Genomic DNA, 16,016 nt, shown 5'->3' with positions numbered 1-16,016 from the left:
CGATTCAGCTGCCCTTGGGCCCCGCCTTGCCGAAGGCGATGGTCCCCAGAAGCGCGTCGAATTCAGACCGCTCGTCGCGCCGCATCGGGGCGCCGTTGGTGCCGTACTCGTATTCGGTCGTATCCTCCCCATCGCCCCGTCCGGCGCGGTCGAGCGCCTCGGCGGCGCGCGACAATCGCCAGGTCAGCCCTTCGTCGCTGAGCCCGGACAGATCCTCGACCGCCTCCGCGAGTTCCCTCGCATGGCCGCGCCTCGCATCGAGCTTGGCCAGTTCCTCGGCCAGGCACATGCGCGCGAGTTCGGGGTCGCCGGGCTTCCGGACCGCCGGGCTGATCGCCACATGGCGTTGTGCGAACAGGGTTTCAAGAGCCTCCGCGCCGAGCCGCGCCTCGAGCGCGCCTCGCAGGTCGGTCTCGTGGTGGCAGGCGAGTATGCCATGCACCAGCGCCGCGTGGTCGGGATCGCGGCAGTCCATCCGCTCCAGCGCCGGTTCGAACTCGTGCAGCACCTGCGGCGTCGCGATCAGCGTCGCGAGGATCACCGCTTCGCGCAGGTGGTCCTCGACCGCGCCGCCGGTCGCGAGCACCGAGGCGCGCGCCGAGGGGCTGGGCGCCAGCGGCAGCTGGCCCGGCTTGAAGAAGCCGCCCTTGTCGCCGCGGTCGATCCGGGTCGGACCGTTCTGGCGGCGCGGGTTGAACAGCTCCCATTTCAGCCGCTTCAGTTCCTGCTCGTAATGGCCGCGCAGGTCGGGATCGCGGATCAGCGCCACCGCGTCGCGCAGCCGCTTGTCGAGAGCGGCGCGCCGTTCGGGGCTGTCGAAATCATGCCCCTCGGTCTCGCGTCGCCACAGCAGCTGCACCATCGGCTGCGCGTTCGACACGATCTCGCGCATCGCCCCCGCGCCCTTGGCGCGGATCAGGTCGTCGGGGTCGAGCCCCTCCGGCATCAGCGCGAATCGCAGGCCGTGCCCCGCGCCGATCAACGGCAGCGCCAGATCGATGACCCGCCGCGCCGCGCGCAAACCGGCCGCGTCGCCGTCAAGCGCGATCACCGGCTCGGGATGGACGCGCCACATCAGCTGCAGCTGGCTTTCGGTGACGGCGGTGCCCAGCGGCGCCACCGCCGCCTTCAACCCGGCCTCGGACAGGGCGATGACGTCCATGTAGCCCTCGGCCACCACGAGCGGCGCGCCCTTGCCGGCGGCCTCGCGCGCGGGCGCAAGGTTGTAGAGATTGCGGCCCTTGTCGAAGAGCTCGGTCTCGGGCGAATTGAGGTATTTCGCGCGCGCGTTCGGGTCCATCGCCCGCCCGCCCAGCGCAATGGCGCGGCCGCGCCCGTCGCGGATCGGAAAGATGATGCGGCCCCGGAACCGGTCGTAGAGCGTGCCACCGCCTTCGGGTTTCGCCGCAAGACCGGCCGCGACGATCATCTCCTCGGCGATGCCCTTGCCCTTGAGCGCCCGGGTCAGCGCGGCACGGTCATCGGGGGCGAAGCCCAGCTCCCAGCGCACCTGCGCCTCCGGGTCGAGGCCGCGCCCGGCGAGGTAGTCGCGCGCCGCGCTCGCGGCGTTGGTCTTGAGCTGCATGCGGAACCACTGCACCGCCTGCTCCATCACCTCGACAAGCTCGGAGCGGCGATCCGCCTTCTTCTGCGCCTGCGGATCCCGCTCGGGCATCGGCATGCCCGCTTCGGCGGCGAGGATCTTCACCGCGTCGATGAAGTCGACATTCTCGGTCTCGCGCACGAAGGAGATCGCGTCGCCCTTCGCGTGGCAGCCGAAGCAGTAGTAGAAGCCCTTGCGGTCATCGACGTGGAAGCTCGCCGATTTTTCCTGATGGAACGGGCATGGCGCCCAGAAGTCGCCCTTGCCCTGGTTCGACTTCTTCATGTCCCACGCGACCTTGCGCCCGACCACCTGGCCGAGGCTGAGACGCGTGCGCAATTCGTCGAGGAAACCGGGAGGCAGACTCATGGCCACAATATCGGGCCGGGCCGCCGCCAAGTCCAGAACCCGCCCCACCCGTGACCGATCAATTCTTCCGCCCCGCCCCTCAGGTTCATCTCTCCGAAAATGCGCACGGCGCGACATCGCCACCGCGTATTCGGCTCACCCCTTGCGAAGCCCCGCAAAGAACCGGGTCAGCAACGCCTCGGCTTCCGCCTCCGCGATGCCATCGAAGATTTCGGGCCGGTGGTGGCATTGCGGATGCGCGAACACCCGCGCCCCTTGCGCGACCCCGCCCGACTTGGGATCTGCCGCGCCGTAATGCAGCCGCGCGATACGGGCGAAGGAGATGGCCGCGGCGCACATCGGGCATGGCTCGAGCGTCACCCAGAGCGCGCAGCCCGTGAGCCGCTCGGAGCCCAGCGCCGCGCAGGCGGCGCGGATCGCCAGCATTTCGGCATGGGCCGTGGGGTCGCTCAGCTCGCGGGTCCGGTTGCCGGCGCGTGCGATCACCGCGCCCGAGGCATCCGTCACCACGGCCCCCACGGGCACCTCGCCGCGCGTGGCGGCGGCGTGCGCCTCGGCCAGCGCCAGATCCATGTGCGAGTGAAACCTCATGCGCCCTGATGCCCCGGCGCGCGCGGCGCTGGCAAGGGACCGCGCAAGCGGGTATGGCGGGAAGATGGACAAGAACGACACCCCCGAGGGCGACCGGATCGCCAAGGTTCTCTCCCGCGCAGGCGTCGCCTCGCGGCGCGAGGCGGAGCGCATGATCGAGGACGGCCGCGTCAAGGTGAACGGCGAGCGGATCTTCAGCCCGGCGCTGAACGTCACCGCGAAGGACCGCATCACCGTCGACGGCGCGCCTCTGGCCGCGCCCGAACCGGCGCGGCTCTGGCTCTATCACAAGCCCGCCGGGTTGGTGACCAGCGCCTCCGACGAGAAGGGCCGCAGGACCGTCTTCGACGACCTGCCCGAAGACATGCCGCGCGTGATGAGCGTGGGCCGGCTCGACCTCAATTCCGAAGGTCTGTTGCTACTTACCAATGACGGCGAGCTGAAGCGGCGGCTGGAGCTGCCCTCGACCGGCTGGCTGCGCCGCTACCGGGTGCGGATCAACGGTTCGGTCAGCGAGGAAAAGCTCGACCGGCTGCGCAAGGGCATCTCGGTCGAGGGCGTCGACTACCAGCCGATGCAGGTGACCTTCGACCGCCAGCAGGGCGCCAACGCCTGGCTGACGATCGGGCTGCGCGAGGGCAAGAACCGCGAGATCCGCCGCGCCATGGCGGCGCTGGACGTGACGGTGAACCGGTTGATCCGGATCAGCTACGGCCCGTTCCAGATCGGCAATCTCGAGCCCGGCGAGGTCGAGGAAATCCGTCCCAAGGTGCTGCGCGAGCAACTCGGCGAAAGCGATGGCCCCAAGGTGCAGCGCCGCCGCCCCGATGGCAGCACCGGCGCCAAACCCGGCCTGCGCGGCGGCGGCCCCAAGGGGCCCGGCGGCGCGCGCAAGCAGGCGAGCGGGGCCAAGCGGTCGGGCCCGCCCAAGGGGACGGCGCCCGACGCGGCCAAGCGGCCCGGCGGCACCGGCCGCGTGTTCGAGGCGAAAACCCCGGGCGGCGGCGACCGGCCCGGCCCGGGCAGCCAGCGGCCCAGCCCGAAGGGCGATCGGTCCGGGCCGAAAACCGACCGTCCGACGCGCGGGGGACCGGGAGGCAACAGGGGCGCCAAGTTTCCCAAACGCTGAGCGCCCCTCGAAAAGCCGCGCGGCACCCCCTATTATCAAAAGTGCCTAGCCAAGGGATCGCCCGGCCATGACGCGATTGATTCTGTTGCTCCTTGTCGCCTCCGCGCTGGTCTTTGCCGGGGCGCAATTCCTCGCGGCGCTGCGCGGCATGTCGCAGCGGCGCGCGGCGTTGCCAGCCACACAGGAGGACGCCATGCCCGCGCCGTTCCGTACCATCGCCTATCTCGTGCTGCTGGCCTTGATGGCCGGCACCGCCACCGGCCTTCTGGGGGCCGGCTGATGGCGCGGCGCTTCGGCGGGCGCTACAGCCCCGGACAGCAGGGTGGCCCCGCCGCCCCCGATCCGCGCGATACCGCGCGCGTCGACCCGGCGGGCGCACGGGTGAACCTGCTCTTCGTGCCCCCGGCCCTTCTGGCGCTGTTTTCGCTCGGCGCCGGGCCGGCCGGGCTGGTCGCGGGGCTTCTCGGCGCGGGCGTGCTCACCGCGGCCGCGTTCCTGCTGCGCGACGGGCTGCGCGCCGAGGCCGAGTGGCGCGCCCGTCCGGTCGCCCGCCGCCCCGCCTGGCCGCGCAAGATGATGGCCTCCGCGCTGACCGGCGTCGGCGTGGCGCTGGCAGCCTGGTCCAGCGATGGCGGGGTGATCGGCGCGGCGCTCTACGGCATCGCCGCCGCGGGGCTGCATGTCGCGGCCTTCGGCATCGACCCCCTGTCCGACAAGCGCATCGAGGGCGTCGACGATCACCAGCAGGACCGCGTGGCGAAGGTGGTGGACGAGGCCGAGAGCTACCTCGCGCAGATGCGCGAGGCGATCGCGGGTCTGCGCGACCGCCGCCTCGACGAGCGCGTCGCCGCCTTTCAGGCCCGGGCGCGGGAGATGATCCGCACCGTGGAGCGCGATCCGCGCGACCTGACGCAGGCGCGGCGCTATCTTGGCGTCTATCTGATGGGCGCGCGCGATGCTTCGGTGAAATTTGCGGAACTTTGGTCCCGCAACCGCGACAGCGCCGCCCGGGCCGAGTATGAATCGCTCCTGACGGATCTCGACCGCAACTTCGCGGCCCGGACCGAGACGATGCTGCTCTCGGACCGGACCGACATGGATATCGAGATCCGGGTATTGCGGGACCGGCTGGCGCGCGAAGGCGTTGTGGCGAAGTCTGAAGAAGGGAACGAGTGATGTCCGACAAGACCCGCGACGCGGCGGCAGCCCGCCTGGCCGAGATCGAAACGCTGAACCAGAGCCGCCTGCCCGAACCGAGCGGCGAGCTGACGTTGGAAGCGGCGGCGCCGGAACAGAGCGCCGAAATCCGCCGCCGGATGACCGAGATCGATCTGGGCGATACCAATTCCATCGTGCGCTTCGGCTCCGGCGCGCAGGCCGAACTGCAGCAGATCAGCCAGTCGATGCTGGCCGGGGTGCAGAACAAGGATGTGGGTCCGGCGGGCGACAGCCTGCGCGACATCGTCGCCACGATCCGCGGTTTCGACGTGGGCGAGCTCGACCCGAACCGCAAGCGCTCGCTCTGGGACAAGCTGATGGGCCGCGCCAAGCCGCTGGCCAAGTTCACCGAGCGCTACCGCGAGGTGCAGGGCCAGATCGACCGGATCACCGACGAGTTGCTGCGCCACGAGCACGCGCTGATGAAGGACATCGAGAGCCTCGACGTGCTCTACGACAAGACGCTGGCCTTCTACGACGAGCTGGCGCTCTACATCGCCGCCGGCGAGGCACGGTTGAAGGAGATCGACGCCAAGGAGATCCCGGCGCAGCAGGCCCGGATGGAAGCCGCCTCCGAAGAGGCGCAGGTGATGGCGGCGCAGGAACTGCGCGACATGCGCGCCGCGCGCGACGATCTGGAGCGCCGTGTGCATGATCTGAAGCTCACCCGGCAGGTGACGATGCAGTCGCTGCCCTCGATCCGGCTGGTGCAGGAGAACGACAAGTCGCTCGTCACCAAGATCAACTCGACCCTCGTCAACACCGTGCCGCTATGGGAGACGCAGCTCGCGCAGGCGGTGACGATCCAGCGCGGCGCGGCGGCGGCTGGCGCGGTGCGCGAGGCCAACGACCTGACCAACGACCTGTTGCGCTCGAACGCCGAGAACCTGCGATCGGCCAACAAGGCGATCCGCACCGAGATGGAGCGCGGCGTGTTCGACATCGAGGCGGTGAAGGCGGCCAATGCCGACCTGATCGCCACGATCGACGAGAGCCTGAACATCGCCGATGAGGGCAAGCGCCGCCGCGCCGAAGCCGAGGCCGAGCTGCGACGGATGGAGAGCGAGCTGAAATCGGCTCTGGGTGCCGCGCGGGGCCGGGCCGCGACGGGCGCGGGCGCGCGCGGGTAGGACGAGGAATGGTCGTGCGGTCGGTCAGGCTGGTCTACGGGGTCATGGCCCTTGCATTCGCGGCGAGCTGCGCGCCCGAGGTCGAACTCGTGCCGGTGACGCCGCCGCGCAACCAGCCGGTGGCCAAGCTGCCCGCCGTCAGCGCGCCCACCGTCGCCGCGCCGCCGCCCGCGCGTCCGGCCAACACCCCCGACCCGGTCCGCTCGACCACCAGCCAGGCGCTGAGCCAGCACTATGCCAAGCTGCAGGCCGATCTGGTCACCCAGGGGCTGCTCCGCGGCGATGGCGGCGGACCCGACACGCCCTTCACCGACACGATGCTGGCGCGCAACTTCATCCGCATCGCGCTGTTCGACGAATACGTGGCCGACGGCCCCGACCTTCGCGCCGAGGCGACGATGAGCCGTCTGCGGCGCTGGGAAAGCCCGATCCGCATGGATGTGCAGTTCGGCGAAACCGTCCCGGCCAAGCAGCGGGTGCGCGACCGCAACGCCGTCGCGGCTTATGCCGCGCGCCTGTCGCGGCTCACCGGCGTGCCAATCTCGCAGACCGCGGGCGAAGGCAATTTCTCGGTGCTGATCCTGAACGAGGACGACCGCCGGGGCTACGAGGAGCGGCTGCGCCGGATGGTGCCCGGGATCGCGGAAAGCTCGGTGCGGGCATTCCTCAACCCGCCGCGCTCGACGCTGTGCCTCGTCATTGCCTTCTCCGGCGATGGCGGCAACACCTACAGCCGCGCCGTGGCGCTGATCCGGGGCGAGCACCCGGACATGCTGCGCCTCGCCTGCATTCACGAGGAGCTCGCGCAGGGCATGGGGCTTGCCAATGACAGCCCGCAGGCGCGGCCCTCGATCTTCAACGACGACGAGGAGTTCGGCCTGCTGACACGGCATGACGAGCTGCTTCTGAAGATGCTCTACGACCGGCGGCTCAAGCCCGGCATGAGCGCCGTCGAGGCCGCGCCCATCGCGCGCGAGATCGCGGCGGAACTGCTGGGCGGCAACGCCTGAGCGCAACACGGGAGACGACCCATGGGCATTCTCGATTTTCTCTCCGGCCAGTTCATCGACGTCATCCACTGGACCGATGACAGCCGCGACACCATGGTCTGGCGCTTCGAGCGCGAGGGCCACGAGATCAAGTACGGCGCCAAGCTGACGGTGCGCGAGGGACAGGCCGCGGTCTTCGTGCATGAGGGCCAGCTCGCCGACGTGTTCAAACCCGGTCTCTACATGCTCGAGACCAACAACATGCCGATCATGACCTCGCTGCAGCACTGGGACCACGGGTTCCGGTCGCCGTTCAAATCCGAGGTCTACTTCGTCAACACCACCCGCATCACCAACCAGAAATGGGGCACCAAGAACCCGGTGATGTGCCGCGATCCGGAGTTCGGGCCGGTGCGGCTGCGCGCCTTCGGCTCCTACGCGATGCGGGTCAAGGACCCGGCCCTGTTCCTGCGCGAGATCGTCGGCACGGATGGCGAGTTCACCACCTCGGAGATCTCCTACCAGATCCGCAACATCGTGGTGCAGGAGGCGAGCCGCGTGCTGGCGGGTTCGGGCATCCCGGTGCTCGACATGGCGGCCAATACCGGCGATCTCGGAAAGGTCGTCCGTGACGCCATCGCCCCGGTGATCGCCCAGTACGGGCTCGAGATTCCCGAATTCTACGTCGAGAACATCTCGCTGCCAGAAGCGGTGGAGCGCGCGCTCGACAAGCGGACCTCGATGGGCATCGTCGGCGATCTCGGCCGGTTCGGCCAGTATTCCGCGGCCGAGGCGATGACCACCGCCGCCGCCAACCCGTCGGGCACCATGGGCGCGGGCATGGGCTTTGGCATGGGCATGGTCGCGGGTCAGGGCCCGTGGGGGCCGATGCCCGGAGCGCAGGCGCCGCAGCAGCAACCCCAGGCCGCGCCGCCGCCTCCCCCGCCGCCGCCGGCCGAGCATGTGTGGCACCTCGCCAGGGACGGGCAGACCTCGGGTCCCTTCTCCAAGGCACGGCTCGGACGGATGGTGACCGAGGGCGGCTTCACCCGCGACACCTTCGTCTGGACCGCCGGCCAGGATGGCTGGAAGCGCGCCGAGGATGTCGACGAGCTGGCGCAGCTCTTCACCGTGATGCCCCCGCCTCCGCCGCCCGCCCCATGAACCGACCCGTGAGCCGCCCCGCGTGAGTGATCTTCCGAACCTATCCCGCTCCGCGCCCGGCGGCGTGATCGAGGAGCACCGCTTTCCCTGCCCGGTCTGCGGCAGCGACATGCATTTCGCCCCCGGCACCACCGAGCTGGCCTGCACCCATTGCGGCCACCGCGAGGCGATCGCGCCGCTGCGCGATCCGGACGCCACCCGCGAGATCGACTTCGAAAGCGCCCGGCGCGGCGACGTGCCGGTGTCGGAAATCGAGGAGACGCGCACCGCCTCCTGTCCCAATTGCGGCGCACAGGTGGAATTCGCGCCCGGCACTCATGCCACCCGCTGTCCCTACTGCGACACCGCCGTGGTCGCAGATACCGGCACCCACCGCCACATCAAGCCGCGCGCGCTCCTGCCCTTCGAGATCGACGAGGCGCGCGCCCACGAGGCGCTGACGGCTTGGCTTGGCAGCCTGTGGTTCGCGCCGAACGGGCTGAAGGCATACGCGCGCAAGGGGCGGCGGATGAACGGCATCTACGTGCCGTTCTGGACCTTCGACGCGCAGACCCGGAGCGAGTATCGCGGCCAGCGCGGCGACACCTACTACGTCACCCGCACCGTGATGCGCGACGGCAAGCCCACGCAGGTGAGCGAGCCGCGCATCCGCTGGAGACGCGTGCGCGGCCGGGTTGCGCGGTTCTTCGACGACATCCTCGTGCTCGGCTCGAAATCGCTGCCCAAGGCGCATACCGACGCGCTCGGACCATGGGATTTGCCGGCGCTCACCCCCTACCGGCCGGAATTCGTGGCGGGCTTCATGGCCGAGGGTTATCAGGTCGAGCTCGACGCCGCCTATGAGGAGGCGCGCCAGATCATGGATGAGGTGATCCGCTCGGACGTGCGCCGCGACATCGGCGGCGACCAGCAGCGGATCGAGGCGCTGGAGACGCGGATCTCGGACGTGACCTTCAAGCACGTGCTGCTGCCGGTCTGGACCGCCGCCTACCGCTACCGCGGCCAGAGCTACGCCTTCGTGGTCAACGCTAGGTCAGGCAAGGTTCAGGGCGCGCGGCCCTATTCCAAGTGGAAGATCGCGCTGGCGGTGCTCGCGGCGCTGGTCCTGGCGGCGATTCTCGCCGCTTTGGGCTATCTCAACCAGTGAGCGCGCTTGCATGACCCGGCGTCGGGCGGCATTGTCCGCGCCGATCGAGAAGCCCCAAGATCCGGAAGGAAACCCGATGATCCTCGCCTGCGGCGAAGCCCTGATCGACATGCTGCCCCGCCGCACCGAGGCGGGCGAGACCGCCTTCGCCCCCTATGCGGGCGGCGCGGTCTTCAACACCGCCATCGCGCTCGGCCGCCTCGGCGCGCCCGCCGGTTTCTTCTCGGGGATCTCCTCGGACATGTTCGGCGATATCCTGCGCCAGACGCTCGAAGCCTCGAAGGTCGACAGCTTTCCCGCGCATATCTCCGACCGTCCGACCACGCTGGCCTTCGTCAAGCTGACCGACGGCCATGCCAGCTACAGCTTCTATGACGAGAACACCGCCGGGCGGATGCTGACCGAGGACGACCTGCCCGAGCCCGGCGCCGAGGCGTTGTTCTTCGGGGGCATCTCGCTGATGGTGGAGCCCTGCGCCACGGCCTACGAGGCGTTGCAGGCGCGCGAAAGCGCCACCCGCGTCACCATGCTCGATCCGAATATCCGTCCGAGCTTCATCCGCGACGAGGCCGCCTACCGCGCCCGGATCGAGCGGATGATCGCGCGCGCCGACATCGTGAAGGTCTCTGACGAGGATCTGCACTGGCTCGAAGGCGCGGGCGATACCGCCGACCTCGCGCGCCAGATGCTGGCCAAGGGCCCGAAGCTCGTCTGCATCACAGAGGGTTCGAAAGGCGCGACCGGCTATACCGCCGAGCATGTGGTCAGCGCCGCCGCGCCCAAGGTGCAGGTGGCCGACACGGTCGGCGCGGGCGACACCTTCAACGCGGGGGTGCTGGCGAGCCTGCACCGCGCCGGTCTGCTCAACAAGGCCGATGTCGCGACGCTCGACGAGGACGAGATTCGCGACGCGCTGAGCCTCGGCGCCCGCGCCGCAGCGGTCACCGTCAGCCGCCCCGGCGCCAACCCGCCCTGGGAACACGAGCTTTGAAGGCACTGGTCCAGCGCGTCTCGGAAGCCAGCGTCAGCGTCGATGGCGAGGTGATCGGCCGCTGCGGTCCGGGGCTGCTGGTGCTGGTCTGCGCGATGCAGGGCGACGGCGACGCCCTGCCCGCCAAGCTGGCCAACAAGGTCGCCAAGCTCCGGATCTTTCGCGACGAGGCGGGGCGGATGAACCGCTCGCTGCTCGACATCGGTGGCGGCGCGCTGGTGGTGAGCCAGTTCACCCTGGCCGCCGACACGCGTACCGGCAACCGGCCCGGCTTTTCCACGGCCGCGCCGCCGGAGATCGGCGAACGGCTCTATGCCGCTTTCGCCGAGGAACTGGCGGCGCTCGGGGTGCCGGTCGAGACCGGGCGCTTCGGCGCCGACATGAAGGTGGCGCTGGTCAATGACGGGCCGGTGACCATCCCGCTGGAGATCACCGGCTGAGCCGTCTCAGCAGGGCTGCGCCATCACCAGCACCCAGACCGGGCCCTTCGCGCCTTGCGCGATGCCGACGCCGAACTCGCGCGCGCGGTCGAGTTCCATCACCTGCCGGTGGCCAGGCGAGCCCTGCCAGCCGGTGATGATCTGGTTCGCGCGGGGATAGCCCCAGGCCAGGTTTTCGGCGCTGACACCGGCGCAGTAACCGGTGCGTTCGAGCCGCACGCGATGATCGGAACCGTCGCTGCCGCGATGCCCGAACTGCCCGGTGCGGGCGAGATCGCAGGCCTGAACCTGCGCAGCCTTGGACAGGTCCCGGTCATGGGTGACCCGGCCGAGTCCCTGAGAGGCGCGAAAGGCATTTAGGCCGGAAGCGATCCGCGTCGCCTTGGCATTCACCTCGGCGGGAAGCGCGCAGCCGCTCGATGCGGCGCTGGCGGTGCTGGCTGAAAAACCGGTGATCTCGGGCGCAAAGCCGAGCGCGGGCAGCGCGGCCAGGGCCGCGGCCATGATGTATCGTTTCATCTGCTCTCCTCAGACACGTTTTCGCGCTAGGTCGCAGATCGATTGTGGCAAGGGCAAGGCGAGCCGGTTTTTTGCCTAGCCGCCGGCGATCATCCGCGCACAGCCCTGAGCACCCTGAGCGGCAGGCTGCCGGCAAAGAGCACCACGGCGACGCAGACGATCGAGGGGCCGACCGGGGTGTCGAGCCACAGCGCGACCTGAAGTCCGCCCAGCGCCGACACCGCCGCAGCCGCGAGCGCCAAGAGAGCCATGGTCTCGGGCGTGCGCGCGGCGCCACGCGCAGCCGCGGCCGGAATCACCAGGAGCGCGGTGATCAGCAATGCGCCAACCACCTTGATCGCCACCGCCACCACCGCAGAGAGGAGCAGGGTCAGAACCAGCGCCTCGCGCCGCGGGGCAATGCCCGAGGCATGGGCGAGGTCGGGCGAGAGCGTCGCCGTGAGCAAGCGGCGCCAGCGCCAGACCAGCACACCCACCACCAGCGCCGCCCCGCCCCAGATCCAGGCGAGGTCGCCGCGTGTCACCGTGAGGACGTCGCCGAAGAGGTATAGCTCCAGATCGACGCGCACGCCCCCGGTCAGGGCCACGGCGACGAGCCCCGTCGCCAGCGCGCCGTGCGACAGCACCCCCAGCACCGTGTCATGCGCGAGGCCGCGCCCTGCGAGCGCATGCACCGCCAGCGCCATCGCCAGTGCCGAACCAAGCACGCCGGGAAACACCGACAGCCCCTGCCCCAGCGCCAGCGCGACGCCAAGGATCGCCGCGTGGCTCGTGGCATCCCCGAAATAGGCCATGCGGCGCCAGACCACGAAGCAGCCGAGCGGACCCGCAGCCAATGCGGTGCCCAGCGCGGCGAGCCCCGCGCGGATCATGAAGTCATCGAGCATGTCAGCCCTCGGCGTGATGATGATGGTGGTGATGATGATGCGCGGCGCCACCGCCCTCATGGGCGTGGTCGTGCTCATGACGATAGAGCGCCAGCTGGCCTCCGGTGCCGGTGCCGAACAGCTCGCGATAGGCGGGCGCGGCCGAGACCACCTCGGGCGTGCCTTCGCAACAGACATGGCCGTTGAGGCAGATCACGCGGTCGGAGGCCGACATCACCACGTGCAACTCGTGGCTGACCATCAGCACCGCGCAGCCCATTTCCCGGCGCAGCGCCGCGATCCGGCGGTAGAAAGCCGCCTGCCCCGGCTGGTCGAGACCCTGCGTCGGCTCGTCGAGGATCAACAATTGCGGCCGGTTCAGCACCGCGCGCGCCAGAAGCACGCGCTGGAACTGCCCGCCCGACAGCGCGGCCATCTGCTTGTGCGCGATTCCGTCAGCGCCGGACTGCGCCAGCGCCGCCTCGGCCTCGGCATCGCCCACCCGGTGCGGCAGGTCGAGAAAGCGCCGCACCGTGATCGGCAGAGATGGGTCGAGCACGAGGCTTTGCGGCACGTAACCGATACGCAGACCCCGCGCACGGCGCACCATGCCGCGTCGCGGCGCCAGCGCGCCGATCATCAATCGCAACAGCGTACTCTTGCCCGAGCCGTTCGGCCCCACCAGCGTGACGATCTCGCCCGGATCGACCCGGAGCGACACGTCACGCAGCACCGGCGCGGCTTTCGGTCCGAACTCCAGTCCCTTCGCCTCGATCAACGGGCTCATGCCGCGGGGCCCTGGCAGGCGGGGCACAGTCCTTCGGCCTCGATCACGGTCTGCTCGATCACGAAACCCGCCTCGGCCGCCGGCCGGGACAGGCCCTCCGCCCCTTGGGTTTCGGCCACCGCACCGCAGCCGCGACAGATCAGGAAGGCGGGCGCATGCGTCGTCCCGGGGCGGGCGCAGGCGACATAGGCCGAAAGCCGCTCGATCCTGTGGGCAAGCCCGTGATCCACCAGAAAGCCCAATGCCCGGTAGGCCACGGGGGGCTTCGAGCCCAACCCTTCGGCATCGAGCCGGGCGAGCACGTCATAGGCGCCCATCGCCGAATGCCCCTCCAGCAGGATCTCGAGCACGCGGCGACGCAGCGGGGTCAGCCGTGCGCCGTCCGCGGCACAGCGCGCTTCGGCGGCCCCGAGCGCGCCGCGGATGCAGGCCGCGTGATCGCCGCAAGCGAAACCGGGTCCGTCCATGACTGCCTCCCTTATCCCGATGACGGGTCTTGACCATCTGTTACGTTATAACATAGCGCATAGCCTCCGAGTACCGGATGCACAAGAGGTTCCCCATGCGCCCCACCCTCCCCGTCGCCGCCGCCTTCGCCCTCGCCACCTCCCCCGCGCTTGCCGAGACGCCGAGCGTGGTGGTCGACACCGCGCCATTGCACAGCCTCGTGGCGCGGGTCATGGCTGGCGCCGGTACGCCCGAGCTGTTGCTGCCGCCGGGCGTCTCGCCCCATGATGCCGCGCTGCGCCCCTCGGATGCGCGGCATCTGTCGCAGGCGGACATGGTGGTCTGGACCGGTCCGGCGCTCGTGCCCTGGCTGGCCGAAAGCCTCGCGGCGCTGGCGCCCGAAGCCGAAACACTGGCCATGCTCGACAGCGATGGCTGGGAGCGGCTGCCGCTACGCAAGGACCCGGCCTTCGAAACCGCGCATGGTCATGGAGATGCGGCGCATGACGACGATCATGATGCTGGCGAGCACGAGGAAGCCGAGGAGCATGAAGAGGCCGGCGAGCATGCCGATCACGTCGAAGACCCGCAGGGCGACCACGGCGACGACCACGCGCGTGACGGCGAGATGACGCAGACGAGCGAGCATGCCGGAGGCGACACGGACCCGCATGCCTGGCTCGACCCGCAGGTTGCGGCGGTCTGGATGACGCGGCTGGCCGAGGCGCTGGCCGAGATCGATCCGGAGAATGCCACGCTCTACCGCGACAATGCCACCGCCGCGATCGCCGCGGATGCCGATCTTGGCGCGGACATCTCCGAGCGGCTGGCTTCGCTGTCCGGGCGCCCCTACCTGGTTCCGCACGACGCCTATCAGTATTTCGAGCGCCGCTTCGGCCTGCCGGCAACGGGGGCGGTCTCGCTATCGGACGCCTCGGCTCCGGGGCCGGCTAGGCTCGCGGCGCTGCGCGAGATGATCGAGGCCGGGAGCATCACCTGCATCCTGACCGATCCCGAAACTCCGCCGGAACTCGTGGCGCTGCTGCGCGAGAACACGCAGGCCAAGACGGCCATGGCCGATCCCGACGGGCTGCGGCTCGAGCCTGGCCCCGATCTCTATCCGGCGCTGATCGAGGATCTGGCCGCAGCCTTCGAAAGCTGCCTCGGCTAGGCCGCGCTCGGGCTTACCGTGACGCGGTTTCGCCCGGTCTGCTTGGCCGCGTAGAGCGCCGCATCGGCGTGGCGCATCAGCGTTTCGGCCTCGGTCGCCGGGGCGCCGTGGCACGGCCCCGTCGCCACGCCCACCGAAACGGTGACCTCGCAAGGCAGCCCCTCTCCGGGCAGGACGAAGGGCTGGTTGCGGATCTTCAGGCGCAGCCGCTCGGCGGCGCCGCAGGCCTGTTCGAGGCTGGTCTCGGGCATCGCCACGAGGAACTCCTCTCCGCCGATCCGCGCCAGCAGGTCGGCGGGGCGCAACCCGTCGCGCAGGCGCCGGGCGACCTGCGCCAGCACCCTGTCCCCCGCCGCGTGCCCATGGCGGTCGTTCACCATCTTGAAATGATCGATGTCGAGCAGCATCACCGCGATGGGTCGCCGCCGCTTTCGTGCCTCGTCGATCAGCCGCGCCAGATGCGGCAGCGCGTAGCGCCGGTTCCACAGCCCCGTCAGCTCGTCCGTCAGCGCGGCCTGCAACCCCTGCCGCTCCGTCGCGCGCAGCCGATCGGCCAGCGCCTTCCGGGCCAGCAGCCGCGCGGCCCGGAAGGCGATCTCCTCGGGCAGCACCCCGGCCGGCACGACATCATCCGCCCCTAGATCGAGCAGCATGGCCGCCTCGCGCCCCGGCTCCGGCAGCATCACGAGTTGCGCGGCGCGGCGGGTGGCCGATCGGCTGCGCAGCTCGGCGACGATGCGAAACAGCTCGCGCGACGGCTGCCCTTCGGCGCGCAAGGCCGCCCCATCGATCACGTAAAGATCCTCCTCTCCCGCCTCGGCCGCAAAGCTCTGTTGCGGTGCGATGCGGCGCGTCGCCCCTCTCAGGCCAAGGCGCGCGGCCGTTCCATTCTCGGCCCGGGGCGTGATGACGGCGACCTTCTGACGGGGGGTGAACCCCGTAGCGGCCTCGCAAAAGCCCAGCGCCTGATGGGTGGCGGCCCGGCGCGACAGCTCGCCCTCGGTATCGCGGGCGCGCATCAGGTTGCGGATCCGGGCCTGCAGCAGCGCCACCTGCATCGGCGCCTCGGCCACCTCGTCGGCACCCGCGCGCAGCAGCGCCAACCTGCAGCCCGGATCGGGCCAGCGTCCGGTCACGACCACGGGCAGCCGCGTCGTCGCCGGCCCGGCGCGAAGCCGCTCGAGCAAGCCACGGGCCTCAGCGGGATCGGCGGCATTGTCCAGCGGCAGAAACAGCAGGTCGATCCCGGGATCGGGAAGCCGGGCGAGCGCCGCCGCCGCATCCGGGCAGTGCAGACACTCGAAGCCCGCGGCCACGAGAAGCGCGGCATGCGCGCGCCTTTGCGTTGCGATTCCATCGACGATCAGGATACGACCCGACATGAGCATGTCCTTGTTCGGGCCCATCGCCCGCTCCCGGTCACAGGGTCGGGAATATTAGTTAACAAAACCCTGC

17 protein-coding genes are annotated in these 16,016 nt (G+C 70.1%); 10 read left to right on the top strand and 7 right to left on the bottom strand.

The window, feature by feature from the left end; translation table 11 throughout:
• Positions 1-4 precede the first annotated feature (4 nt).
• Positions 5-1,972, bottom strand: a complete 1,968-nt coding sequence (dnaG, locus tag ACRAQ3_RS03715; protein WP_432255724.1) for a DNA primase — start codon at positions 1,970-1,972, stop codon at positions 5-7.
• 135 nt (positions 1,973-2,107) lie between these two features.
• The gene (locus ACRAQ3_RS03710; RefSeq protein ID WP_432255723.1) at positions 2,108-2,563 is read right to left on the bottom strand and encodes a nucleoside deaminase; all 456 of its coding nucleotides are present in this window, start codon (positions 2,561-2,563) and stop codon (positions 2,108-2,110) included.
• Between the two features lie 64 nt (positions 2,564-2,627).
• Here ACRAQ3_RS03710 and ACRAQ3_RS03705 point away from each other — a divergent pair, with 64 nt between their 5' ends.
• The 9 genes from ACRAQ3_RS03705 (at position 2,628) to dtd (ending at position 10,771) form a co-directional block, all read left to right on the top strand.
• Complete coding sequence (locus ACRAQ3_RS03705) at positions 2,628-3,692, top strand: pseudouridine synthase (protein WP_432255722.1); 1,065 nt, start codon at positions 2,628-2,630, stop codon at positions 3,690-3,692.
• A 67-nt stretch (positions 3,693-3,759) separates the two neighbouring features.
• Positions 3,760-3,972 carry a hypothetical protein gene (locus ACRAQ3_RS03700; RefSeq protein WP_269396457.1) on the top strand — a complete coding sequence of 71 codons (213 nt, stop codon included), beginning with the start codon at positions 3,760-3,762 and terminating at the stop codon, positions 3,970-3,972.
• Complete coding sequence (locus tag ACRAQ3_RS03695) at positions 3,972-4,868, top strand: 5-bromo-4-chloroindolyl phosphate hydrolysis family protein (protein WP_432255721.1); 897 nt, start codon at positions 3,972-3,974, stop codon at positions 4,866-4,868. The genes ACRAQ3_RS03700 and ACRAQ3_RS03695 overlap by 1 nt, the downstream gene beginning before the upstream one ends.
• Positions 4,868-6,040: a toxic anion resistance protein gene (locus ACRAQ3_RS03690; protein ID WP_432255720.1), complete on the top strand. Its 1,173-nt coding sequence runs from the start codon at positions 4,868-4,870 to the stop codon at positions 6,038-6,040. The genes ACRAQ3_RS03695 and ACRAQ3_RS03690 overlap by 1 nt, the downstream gene beginning before the upstream one ends.
• A 44-nt stretch (positions 6,041-6,084) precedes the next feature.
• Complete coding sequence (locus tag ACRAQ3_RS03685; RefSeq protein WP_432255719.1) at positions 6,085-7,050, top strand: DUF2927 domain-containing protein; 966 nt, start codon at positions 6,085-6,087, stop codon at positions 7,048-7,050.
• A gap of 21 nt (positions 7,051-7,071) precedes the next feature.
• Positions 7,072-8,193, top strand: coding sequence for an SPFH domain-containing protein (locus ACRAQ3_RS03680; protein ID WP_432255718.1), 1,122 nt, complete (start codon positions 7,072-7,074; stop codon positions 8,191-8,193).
• 109 nt (positions 8,194-8,302) lie between these two features.
• Complete coding sequence (locus ACRAQ3_RS03675) at positions 8,303-9,340, top strand: primosomal protein N' (replication factor Y) - superfamily II helicase (protein WP_432256256.1); 1,038 nt, start codon at positions 8,303-8,305, stop codon at positions 9,338-9,340.
• A 76-nt stretch (positions 9,341-9,416) separates the two neighbouring features.
• Positions 9,417-10,331 (top strand): carbohydrate kinase family protein, encoded by a 915-nt coding sequence (locus ACRAQ3_RS03670; protein ID WP_269396452.1) that lies wholly within the window; start codon positions 9,417-9,419, stop codon positions 10,329-10,331.
• Positions 10,328-10,771: a D-aminoacyl-tRNA deacylase gene (gene dtd, locus ACRAQ3_RS03665; protein ID WP_269396451.1), complete on the top strand. Its 444-nt coding sequence runs from the start codon at positions 10,328-10,330 to the stop codon at positions 10,769-10,771. Before ACRAQ3_RS03670 ends, dtd begins: the two co-directional genes overlap by 4 nt.
• Positions 10,772-10,777: 6 nt before the next feature.
• Here the strand turns inward: dtd and ACRAQ3_RS03660 are convergent, their stop codons facing one another.
• The 4 genes from ACRAQ3_RS03660 to ACRAQ3_RS03645 all read right to left on the bottom strand — a co-directional run bounded on the left by ACRAQ3_RS03660 (position 10,778) and on the right by ACRAQ3_RS03645 (position 13,410).
• Positions 10,778-11,275 carry a CAP domain-containing protein gene (locus ACRAQ3_RS03660; RefSeq protein WP_432255717.1) on the bottom strand — a complete coding sequence of 166 codons (498 nt, stop codon included), beginning with the start codon at positions 11,273-11,275 and terminating at the stop codon, positions 10,778-10,780.
• A gap of 104 nt (positions 11,276-11,379) precedes the next feature.
• Positions 11,380-12,177 carry a metal ABC transporter permease gene (locus ACRAQ3_RS03655; protein ID WP_432256255.1) on the bottom strand — a complete coding sequence of 266 codons (798 nt, stop codon included), beginning with the start codon at positions 12,175-12,177 and terminating at the stop codon, positions 11,380-11,382.
• 1 nt (position 12,178) lies between these two features.
• Complete coding sequence (locus tag ACRAQ3_RS03650; protein WP_432255716.1) at positions 12,179-12,943, bottom strand: ATP-binding cassette domain-containing protein; 765 nt, start codon at positions 12,941-12,943, stop codon at positions 12,179-12,181.
• Positions 12,940-13,410 carry a transcriptional repressor gene (locus ACRAQ3_RS03645; RefSeq protein ID WP_370158866.1) on the bottom strand — a complete coding sequence of 157 codons (471 nt, stop codon included), beginning with the start codon at positions 13,408-13,410 and terminating at the stop codon, positions 12,940-12,942. Before ACRAQ3_RS03645 ends, ACRAQ3_RS03650 begins: the two co-directional genes overlap by 4 nt.
• Positions 13,411-13,505: 95 nt before the next feature.
• Here ACRAQ3_RS03645 and ACRAQ3_RS03640 point away from each other — a divergent pair, with 95 nt between their 5' ends.
• The gene (locus ACRAQ3_RS03640; RefSeq protein ID WP_432255715.1) at positions 13,506-14,561 is read left to right on the top strand and encodes a zinc ABC transporter substrate-binding protein; all 1,056 of its coding nucleotides are present in this window, start codon (positions 13,506-13,508) and stop codon (positions 14,559-14,561) included.
• Here the strand turns inward: ACRAQ3_RS03640 and ACRAQ3_RS03635 are convergent.
• The gene (locus tag ACRAQ3_RS03635) at positions 14,558-15,967 is read right to left on the bottom strand and encodes a diguanylate cyclase (RefSeq protein ID WP_432255714.1); all 1,410 of its coding nucleotides are present in this window, start codon (positions 15,965-15,967) and stop codon (positions 14,558-14,560) included. The genes ACRAQ3_RS03640 and ACRAQ3_RS03635 overlap by 4 nt on opposite strands.
• Between the last annotated feature and the right edge of the window lie 49 nt (positions 15,968-16,016).

Source organism: Limimaricola sp. AA108-03, assembly GCF_050847355.1.
In the GTDB taxonomy this organism is placed as follows: Bacteria; Pseudomonadota; Alphaproteobacteria; order Rhodobacterales; family Rhodobacteraceae; genus Limimaricola.
Note: the sequence above shows the minus strand (reverse complement) of the source record. Positions and strands in the feature narration are given on the sequence as shown.